Here is a 5,585-nt window from a genome sequence, read left to right as displayed (position 1 = left end):
TTTTGAAGTTGCGATTGCCACTTCAACAATATTGTTTGGCTTATCATCCGGGGCTTCGCTTGCGACTGTTGTCGGAGTTCTAATTGAGGTTCCTGTAATGTTGATGCTGGTCAAAATAAGTTTGATGACAAGGCATTTTTTTGCCAAGGAAGGCTAATAAGGGGGCGATTTTTTATGGACAAGAAAAAAGTTTTGTTTATATGTATTCATAATTCGGCAAGGAGCCAAATGGCGGAAGCTTTTTTGAAAAAATACGGCGGTGATAAGTTTGAAGTTGAAAGCGCGGGGCTTGAGGCTGGGATACTTAATCCTCTTGTTGTAGAAGCTATGAAAGAGGTTGGAATTGATATTTCAGGCAATAAAACAAAGAGTGTTTTTGATTTTTATAAGCAGGGGAAACTTTACGATTATGTAATTACGGTTTGTGATGAAGCTTCTGCGCAAAGATGTCCTATTTTCCCTGGGAATGCTGTTAAAATGAATTGGAGTTTTACTGATCCGTCGGGTTTTACGGGGACAGATCAAGAAAAGTTGGCAAAGGTGAGGGTTGTGAGGGATTCTATTGAGAGTAAGATTAAGGAGTGGGGTACTGTCTAATTTCCAATCCTTCGACAAGCTCAGGACAAGTTTTCCAATGTCGAATGTCCAATGATGGTATCGCTGTGCGATATTATATAATTAACCCCGATTATTCACCTTGATTAGGATAATCAGGGTTAAATTGTCGACTTTACCAGCATCTAAAATCATTATGCCAATAGCCAGGGTCAAAAGCATAAACCACATAGCCATTTTTTATCCCTTCAATCTTTTCAACCTCAACAGCTTGCAAGCCATGCGTGCCAAGTCCTCTAAATAAGGATGAAAAGACATCATTTATCTCTGGCACTTGAATGCTATATTGGTCATAAAACGTTTTTAACTGCGGATAGGACAATGAGGTAATAATTCTAAATTCCGCATAATAATCACCATGCTTACTGCAGGTTCCAAGATTCCCGAATTTCTTGACAGAGGGACCGACTCTTTTTGTTTGGGGAGGAGGCGGTATATTATTTAGCTGATCAGCAAAAGAATTTAAACGATAGTTATTAAGCAAGTAAGGAAAGGGTAAACCTGCTACCCATAGCAAACCAGCAATCAATACTATAAATGTTAACAGAAAAAATATTTTTACAACAGTATTGACTTTGCCATTTGGTAAAATTCGGCTGAAATTTGTATGCATCTTTTTACTCTCGCCCTCTTGATGTCTTTGGTGTATCCGTATGAATAAAGATAGGCCAATACTCTGGTTTGTTTTGATATATCAATTTTCTTTTTCTGCCAATACACAATTGACAACTTTATAGTAGCGGCAGAAAACTGAATTGAGTGTTCCGGTCGATTTAAGTATAACCAAATTTGCATTGAGGGTGATTGGTGAGTAATTTTACCGGGAGCAGGATTATAATAGCGCTTTTTAAGAATTTCCCTGGCGGTGCTAAGTTTTATCTGTGCTATACCAACAGAAGTATCTTTAATATTTAAGGCGCCCAACCAGTCAAGCCAATCGTCCCACCCCATACGACAATATTCATCGATTAAAATGGCACCAAGTAGAAAAGGATCAATCTTTTGCTCTCTTGCGGCTTTAAAAATAACGCCCCTATATTTTTCAAGGTGATTTTTAATGTCATTGTCTGTTTTAGTTGAGACAAAATCCCCCTTATCATCCTTGATAGTGATAAGGTTTTTTTTCTGTTGTTTTCTGCGAACATAGTCATACTTTTTAATATTTTTATCAGTAATTGCCTTGGCGTAGTTTTTATAAAATGATATAAGCTCAGTGTGAGAAATTGACTTACTGGAAAGATTGTCCGTGGTTTTAGCGTTTGGTTTTGATTTTATGTATGCTTTCCCGTTTCTTTTTGCTAAAGACAGATTATTGATTTTTTGTTGTGTGATAAGAAGTAATATCTCTTCTTTGTCGTATATTTTTAGATTATTGTTAATAAATATCTCTTTTTTTGTTGATCTGTTTTTTACTCTGAGAACGATATCCATGTTGCAATAATATCATAATCGATGAGGGTTTCAAACAAAGCGGTTCAACAAGACAGCAATGACCTTGCCTCTGCCTGTTGGCAGGCAGAGGCCGTTAGGCATCCGCTTTCCACTATCTACCCCGTGGCATGAAAATTGCTGGCACTTGGGTGGAGGTGTTTTTATATGAAAAATGTAGTTCCTGTAGAAGTTATCGAGAATAAGATTTATGTGATAAGAGGATTGAAGGTGATGTTGGATCGGGATTTGGCGGAGCTTTATGGAATTGATACATCACAGCTTAAAAGACAAGTTAAAAGAAATCTAAAAAGATTTCCAGAAGATTTTATGTTTGTACTTTCAAATCAAGAGATTGATTTAATGGTATGCCAAAATGTCATACCATCTAAGTCGTATTTTGGAGGCGCTTTGCCTTATGTTTTTACAGAACATGGAATTTTAATGCTTTCTTCTGTTTTAAACAGCCAACAAGCTATTGATGTAAATATTGCAATAATGAGAACCTTCACAAAATTAAGATTTTTTATGGAAAATAATAAAGTTCTTGCTGAAAAATTGAAAGAACTTGAATCTAAAGTTGGCACTAATACCGACGATATTAAACTAATTTTTGAAACCATAAAACAAATGCTTGCTGTGCCTGAAAAGCCTAAAAGGGGAATCGGCTTTTTGGCGTTATAAAGTCCTGAGAAAGTTAAAAAGGCATAAGAGCCGATATCAAGGAAGCGAAGGGTTATAACATATGACTTTGTTAGAAAACCGTTTTCCTTGCCGCACTAATTGAAAGGCTCGATTCTCACTAGCCATTGGCTCAACAACCTCTTGTATTTCCATCTTTCCCAAGTTTAATAGTGGATGAAGAAACCTGTATCCTGGCCATAAAGTAGCAAGAAGAGCATGATAGTTATTAGGATTCTCTCTTGCCATTCTCATAAGATCCATTGCATCTGAAGATGGCAATAGAAATGCCGCACTAACGCTTCCGCGTCCAAAAATCAACTGTGTATTATTTCCAGTTACCCAAAAAACATGCATTAAATTTTTAAGTGTTTTTTCGGGTCTTGGAATGTATGGTTCTGGTTTGCGAGTAATTCTTTCCCATAATGTTTGTTGTGGTGATTGTGGTACAGGATGAGCAGCATTCCAAAGCACATCGCACCTAAGCGCTTCATGGTCTCTTACATCCATTTCACGAGGGTAAAGAGTTATCAATCCATTAATTGATAATATTGTAAAATGTCCTCTGCCTGGATTAGTAGAATTTGCTACAAAAATTTTCCAGGGGGAAGAAATCTTATCGCTATTATTTCTCTCGCTCAAATTCCCCAAAGACCCCAGCTCACCTTTGGCTTTACTTAAAGAGTGTGTTGAGGCTGTTGGCGGAAATTGTAAAGCCCTTGACAAAGCATTAGAGTACTTTCCTTTTCCTTGGTCAAGACTATCAAGTCCATTAAAACAAAACCCACCATATTCAAAAATGTTTCTAGCTAATTTTGCGACCATTAAATTGCTCATGCATGTAGACCTCCTGTGCTCTTTCCTGCTATAATGTCGACAGATTGTAGAGAGAATTTCAATGAGAGGTGAAATTAAAATGAGAGAAGTGATTATATATCATGGAGAAGATTCCTATTGGATTGCGGAATGCCCAAGTCTTCCTGGTTGTATTAGCCAAGGAAAAACAAAAGAAGAAGCTATTCAGAATGCGAAAGAAGCGATTTCTTGCTATATACATGCTTTAGAAGAAGACCATCTCTCTGTCCCATCAGAACGATTTGACGCCATGGTTGTTGCCGTATGACCAAACTTCCAGTGGCATCTGGCAAAGAATGTATAAAGGCTTTAGAAAAGGCAGGCTTTTACTTTAAAAGGCAGGAAGGAAGCCACGTAGCTTTGCGAAGAGATGTTCCTTTTTGCCAAGTTGTTGTTCCAAATCATAAGGAGTTGGATCGCGGCACGCTTAGGGCAATTATCCGTCAAGCCGATTTGTCTGTCGATGAGTTTAGTCGGTTGTTAAAGTGTTAATTCAGAAATAAATCGGGGCTAAGAATTTCAATAGTATACTGGGACCCTTGATCTTAATTTATTTTCTTCGTATCTACGCATTTCTTCCTCATGTTTTCGATAGTTATCCAAGATAGTATCCACTACTCTTTCATTTAAAGCTTTAGTTAAAACTTTGGCCTCATTTTCAGAAAGAGCGAAATTTTCTGCAAATTGGGAAGTAAAAACATGTATTCTTTGATTATCTAATATTCTTTTTCTACCCAAATCAGTATCCCTATAATATTGACTCCTGACCAAAAATAAGTAAGCAGGTTTAACTCCCAAAAAGATAATTTTTTCCACATTGCTATTTACTCCGTCGGGAGTAGGAAGGAGACGCATTACTACTTTCTAATTTAGCGTCTTGTAACCTTCCTGTAACATTTATGTAATATTCCCGTAACATTGTCATAATATACTTACTCATAAGTTTATTTGCTTAGGAGGGGTATAATGTTTAAAAAAGTAATTTTTGCTTCTCTTTTTCTTTTATTATCCGTTGCTTTTCTTTTGGGTTGTGCTTCTGGAAATAAGGCTATTCAAATTAGAGGTTCAGATACCATGGTTAATCTTGGTCAAGCTTGGGCTGAAGTATTTATGAAAGAACACAGTGATATATCTCTTGCCATTACAGGCGGGGGTTCTGGCACGGGAATTGCAGCTCTTATAAGTGGCGCTACGGATATCGCTCAAGCATCCCGCAACATGGAGCCAAGTGAAATTGAAATGGCGAAAAAACGCGGGATTAATCCAAAAGAATTCCATGTCGCAAACGATGGAGTAACAATAGTCATAAACCCCTCAAATCCTGTAAGCAAATTAACAATGCAGCAGTTGGCTGATATCTATACCGGAAAAATAAAAAATTGGAAAGAGGTTGGTGGCAAAGATGAAAAAATTGTCGCCCTCTCCCGTGACAGAAATTCCGGGACGCATGTTTTCTTTTTAGAACATGTCATCAAGCATGGAGATAAGAATAATAAAGACGAATTTAACCAGAGCGCCCTTATGATGCCGTCTTCACAGGCAATAGTCGAAGAGGTGGCTTCCAATTCTTCCGCGATTGGCTATATAGGGCTTGGTTATTTAAATGATAGGCAAAAAGCGGTGCCAATTGCCAAAGATGGTAAATCACCCTATGTTTTTCCTTCAATTGATACGGTGAAAAATGGTAAATATCCTATTGCAAGGTCTTTATTGTTTTATACAAACGGAGAACCTACGGAAAAAATAAAATCGTTTCTTGATTTTGTCTTTAGTCCCGAAGGTCAAAAAATTGTCTTGAAGATGGATTTTGTTCCTGTAAAATAATAGTAGATGAAAAAACGGATTGAATTTTTAATAGAAAAGCTGATTTTCTTTTCAGGGTTTGCTTCGATTGTTTTTGTCGCATTGATCCTTATTTTCTTATTAAAAGAAGGGCTGTCTTTATTTAGAGAAGTTAGTATCACCTCTTTTCTTTTTGGCACAAATTGGTATCCTATCTCTTATCC

Annotated in this window: 9 protein-coding genes; 5 read left to right on the top strand and 4 right to left on the bottom strand. The window is 37.0% G+C overall.

What is annotated here, in order from left to right:
• Positions 1–174 precede the first annotated feature (174 nt).
• On the top strand, positions 175–597 hold the full coding sequence (locus tag A2290_06500; GenBank protein ID OGC13998.1) for an arsenate reductase: 423 nt from the start codon (positions 175–177) through the stop codon (positions 595–597).
• 133 nt (positions 598–730) lie between these two features.
• Here A2290_06500 and A2290_06495 read toward each other — a convergent pair whose 3' ends face one another.
• Positions 731–1,228, bottom strand: coding sequence for a hypothetical protein (locus A2290_06495; GenBank protein OGC13997.1), 498 nt, complete (start codon positions 1,226–1,228; stop codon positions 731–733).
• A complete protein-coding gene (locus tag A2290_06490) occupies positions 1,174–2,046 on the bottom strand; it encodes a hypothetical protein (GenBank protein ID OGC13996.1) in 873 nt (290 codons plus the stop codon). The genes A2290_06495 and A2290_06490 overlap by 55 nt, the downstream gene beginning before the upstream one ends.
• 165 nt (positions 2,047–2,211) lie before the next feature.
• Between A2290_06490 and A2290_06485 the strand changes: the two genes are divergently transcribed.
• Positions 2,212–2,727: a hypothetical protein gene (locus A2290_06485; protein OGC13995.1), complete on the top strand. Its 516-nt coding sequence runs from the start codon at positions 2,212–2,214 to the stop codon at positions 2,725–2,727.
• A gap of 36 nt (positions 2,728–2,763) precedes the next feature.
• Here A2290_06485 and A2290_06480 read toward each other — a convergent pair whose 3' ends face one another.
• Positions 2,764–3,561: a hypothetical protein gene (locus A2290_06480; protein OGC13994.1), complete on the bottom strand. Its 798-nt coding sequence runs from the start codon at positions 3,559–3,561 to the stop codon at positions 2,764–2,766.
• A gap of 79 nt (positions 3,562–3,640) precedes the next feature.
• Between A2290_06480 and A2290_06475 the strand changes: the two genes are divergently transcribed.
• Together A2290_06475 and A2290_06470 are read left to right on the top strand one after the other, a co-directional pair.
• The gene (locus A2290_06475; protein ID OGC14000.1) at positions 3,641–3,847 is read left to right on the top strand and encodes a hypothetical protein; all 207 of its coding nucleotides are present in this window, start codon (positions 3,641–3,643) and stop codon (positions 3,845–3,847) included.
• Positions 3,844–4,071, top strand: a complete 228-nt coding sequence (locus tag A2290_06470) for a hypothetical protein (protein ID OGC13993.1) — start codon at positions 3,844–3,846, stop codon at positions 4,069–4,071. The genes A2290_06475 and A2290_06470 overlap by 4 nt, the downstream gene beginning before the upstream one ends.
• A gap of 27 nt (positions 4,072–4,098) precedes the next feature.
• Here A2290_06470 and A2290_06465 read toward each other — a convergent pair whose 3' ends face one another.
• Positions 4,099–4,395 (bottom strand): hypothetical protein, encoded by a 297-nt coding sequence (locus A2290_06465; GenBank protein ID OGC13992.1) that lies wholly within the window; start codon positions 4,393–4,395, stop codon positions 4,099–4,101.
• Positions 4,396–4,542: 147 nt separating this feature from the next.
• On the opposite strand from A2290_06465, the gene A2290_06460 reads away from it, so the two are divergent.
• The gene (locus A2290_06460; protein OGC13999.1) at positions 4,543–5,403 is read left to right on the top strand and encodes a hypothetical protein; all 861 of its coding nucleotides are present in this window, start codon (positions 4,543–4,545) and stop codon (positions 5,401–5,403) included.
• The last annotated feature ends 182 nt before the right edge of the window (positions 5,404–5,585 follow it).

Source organism: candidate division WOR-1 bacterium RIFOXYB2_FULL_36_35, from assembly GCA_001771505.1.
In the GTDB taxonomy this organism is placed as follows: Bacteria; Margulisbacteria; WOR-1; order XYC2-FULL-46-14; family XYC2-FULL-37-10; genus XYB2-FULL-36-35.
This window is presented reverse-complemented; position numbering and strand designations above follow the sequence as displayed.

Excerpts from the sequence above, each read along its gene's own strand:
- A2290_06500 (OGC13998.1), top strand. The coding sequence starts at position 175 with ATGGACAAGAAAAAAGTTTTGTTTATATGTATTCATAATTCGGCAAGG.
- A2290_06495 (OGC13997.1), bottom strand. The coding sequence starts at position 1,228 with ATGCATACAAATTTCAGCCGAATTTTACCAAATGGCAAAGTCAATACT.
- A2290_06490 (OGC13996.1), bottom strand. The coding sequence starts at position 2,046 with ATGGATATCGTTCTCAGAGTAAAAAACAGATCAACAAAAAAAGAGATA.
- A2290_06485 (OGC13995.1), top strand. The coding sequence starts at position 2,212 with ATGAAAAATGTAGTTCCTGTAGAAGTTATCGAGAATAAGATTTATGTG.
- A2290_06480 (OGC13994.1), bottom strand. The coding sequence starts at position 3,561 with ATGAGCAATTTAATGGTCGCAAAATTAGCTAGAAACATTTTTGAATAT.
- A2290_06475 (OGC14000.1), top strand. The coding sequence starts at position 3,641 with ATGAGAGAAGTGATTATATATCATGGAGAAGATTCCTATTGGATTGCG.
- A2290_06470 (OGC13993.1), top strand. The coding sequence starts at position 3,844 with ATGACCAAACTTCCAGTGGCATCTGGCAAAGAATGTATAAAGGCTTTA.